General features: G+C 68.3%; 3 protein-coding genes. 2 read left to right on the top strand and 1 reads right to left on the bottom strand.

Features of this window, described 5'->3' with window-relative positions; all coding sequences use genetic code 11:
• Positions 1-59: 59 nt before the first annotated feature.
• Entirely contained in the window at positions 60-845 is a 786-nt protein-coding gene (locus tag Y705_RS0110065; RefSeq protein WP_026532760.1) for an amino acid ABC transporter permease, read from the top strand.
• A gap of 5 nt (positions 846-850) precedes the next feature.
• A complete protein-coding gene (locus Y705_RS0110060) occupies positions 851-1,624 on the top strand; it encodes an amino acid ABC transporter ATP-binding protein (protein ID WP_049822584.1) in 774 nt (257 codons plus the stop codon).
• Here Y705_RS0110060 and Y705_RS0110055 read toward each other — a convergent pair.
• Positions 1,621-2,880, bottom strand: a 1,260-nt coding sequence (locus Y705_RS0110055) for a thiamine pyrophosphate-dependent enzyme (protein ID WP_026532758.1), incomplete at its 5' end; no start/stop codon positions are given. The genes Y705_RS0110060 and Y705_RS0110055 overlap by 4 nt on opposite strands.

Raw genomic sequence — 2,880 nt, 5'->3', positions numbered from 1 at the left:
GGAACACCGCGCCGGCAGCCGCAGGGCCTGCAACTTCCTGAAGGAAGGTAGACCCCAGCTTGAAACGCTCAACACGCAGACGCCTCATCCAGGGCGCGCTCTACGCGGTGTTCGCCGTCATCGTCCTCGCGATCATCGTCGCGGCCGACTGGCAGGCGATCCGCACCAACTTCTTCGACCTCGAGGTGGCAGCTGCCGCCTTCCCCGAGATCATCACGGTCGCGGCGAAGAACACGGTCCTCTACACGGCCATCGCCTTCGCGGGAGGGCTCCTCCTCGGCCTGATCTTCGCCCTGATGAAGCTCTCCCCGGTGCTCCCCTACCGCTGGCTCGCCACTGCCTACATCGAGCTGTTCCGCGGGCTTCCGGCCCTGCTGGTGATCTTCGCCTTCGCCTTCGCCGTACCCATCGCGTTCCAGTGGCGGCCTCCCGGCGGCAGTGCCGGTGCGGGTCTGATCGCGCTGATCATCGTCTCCTCGGCCTACATCGCGGAGACCATCCGTGCGGGCATCGAGGCAGTGCCCAAGGGCCAGGTCGAAGCGGCACGTTCACTGGGCATGAATCCGGCGTGGACCATGGTATCCGTGGTCCTGCCCCAGGCCTTCCGCATCATCACTCCCCCGCTGACCAACGAACTCGTGATTCTCATCAAGGACACCTCGCTCCTGTTCATCGCGGGAATGGCCCTGGGCGACCGCGAACTGACCACCTTCGCCAGGGACTCGCTGACGAGCCAGGCGAACGCGACGCCGCTGGTCCTCGCCGCGCTGATGTACCTCGTCATCACGCTGCCGCTCACGCAGCTCGTCGCCAAGCTCGAACGACACAACAAGAGAGGCCGGTGATCGCGGTGGCTGGATCAACAGGCGCTGCCTCGGCAGCACCCCCGGCGGGGGTTCCCGCAATCGAGGTCCGTCAACTGTGCAAGACCTTCGGAACCAACGAAGTACTCAAGGGCATCGACTTCCATGTGGACCAGGGCGAGGTGGTGTGCGTGATCGGCCCGTCCGGCTCCGGCAAATCCACGCTCCTGCGCTGCGTGAACCGGCTCGAGGAACCCACCACAGGAACCATCATCGTGGAGGGCGTGGACATCACGGACAGCGAAACGGACCTCGACAAGGTGCGCACGCGGATCGGCATGGTGTTCCAGCAGTTCAACCTCTTCCCTCACCTCAGCGTGCTGCAGAACCTCACCCTCGCGCAGCGCCGCGCCAAACGGCGAGGGAAGAAGGAAGCCGAGGAGGTGGCCCGCCGCAACCTCGCGAAGGTAGGCCTGGCGGAGAAGGTCGATGCCTTCCCCGCCCAGCTCTCGGGAGGTCAGCAGCAGCGCGTCGCGATCGCCCGCGCGCTGTCCATGGACCCCGACATGATGCTGTTCGACGAGCCCACCAGTGCGCTCGACCCCGAACTCGTGGGCGATGTCCTCGAAGTCATGAAGCAGCTGGCCCGTGAGGGCATGACGATGATGGTGGTCACGCACGAGATGGGCTTCGCCCGCGAGGTGGGCGACCGCGTGGTGTTCATGGATGGCGGCGTGGTGGTGGAGCAGGGCAAACCCGAGGACGTCCTCGGGAACCCTCAGCACGAGCGCACCAAGGGTTTCCTCTCGAAGGTGCTCTAGGAGAAGCCCACAGCGCCGGCAACAGCCTTCCGGATCCGGGCGTGCAGGTCCCGGAGGCCTTTTCGGCTGGAGCGGATCTCGACGATGGAGCGGCCCTCGATGGGCCGCTCCATCGCTGTGTCGAGTCCGGCGAGGCTGGTGACGCGCTCGTAACGCAGCCCGTAGGCGGCCGCGATCGCCGCGAGGTCCACCGTCTGGGGCGTGCCGAACAGGCGCTCGACGGCGGCCCCGTACCGCGCCGTCGTCGTCTCGGCCCCGTGCTCCAGCAGGCCGAAGATGCCGCCGCCGTTGTCATTGAACACCACGATCTGCAGATCCGGCTGCGGCTCCCCCGCCCCGATCAGCAGGCCTCCCACGTCGTGGAGGAAGGTCAGGTCCCCCACCAGCAGCCGTGTGGGGATGCCGCAGGACAACGCCACGCCGGTTGCCGTGGAGACCGTGCCATCGATCCCGGCGAGGCCGCGATTCGCGAAGACCTCGAGCGGATGCCAGTCCGTCGGGGCCACCAGGTCAAGGTCGCGGATGGGATTCGAGGACCCGATCACGAGGAAACCGTCCGTGTTCTCCCACACGGCGTCAGCGACGTGCAACCCGTTGAGTGCTGCCTCGCCCGCCAGCAGGTTCTGGATTGCCGCCTCCGCTGCCGACCCGTGCTCCCGCCAGGAGTCCAGCCAGCCGTCGGCGCCGCGGCCCGCGAATCGAAGCAGCTCCGGCAGGTTGTCGATGATGCGCTCGTGCCGCCGACCCTCCTCGAACCAGGCCACGGGCGTGGGCAGGTACAGGGCCTGCTCGACGTCGTCCCGGGCCAGCAGGGCTGCCACGGGACGCGACAGGGTGGGACGCCCGAAGACCACCACCTTCGTGATGGACGCACCGGCATGCTCGAGCAGCAACCGATAGGGCGCGACGGCGCCGCTGCCGAAGCGTGCGTTGGAGGACGGCTCGGCGAACAGCGGGAGCCGCAGGTGCGCGGCGAAGACCGCGGCCAGCTCACCGGCGCCGTGCCCGGCGACCACCACGGTGGTTGCGCCCTGCGATATCCCGGAATGTAGCTCACGAGCAATGGGGACAGGGGCGGACGTTACGGCCCTGCCCCCCTGAGGGGCGGCGGCAGCAATCGCGGCGGATCCCGACGTCCCGGCCGGCGCGTGCCCGCCGGCGCTCCCGGCACCTCCTGACTCCGGCATGTGCGCCGCTGCAGGTCCGGTCGGCTCCGGCGATCGTGCCGGGGGGAGCGCATCGGCCAGCCCCGGCAC

It is taken from the genome of Arthrobacter sp. H41, assembly GCF_000520535.1.
Lineage (GTDB): Bacteria > Actinomycetota > Actinomycetes > Actinomycetales > Micrococcaceae > Arthrobacter_D.
This window is presented reverse-complemented; position numbering and strand designations above follow the sequence as displayed.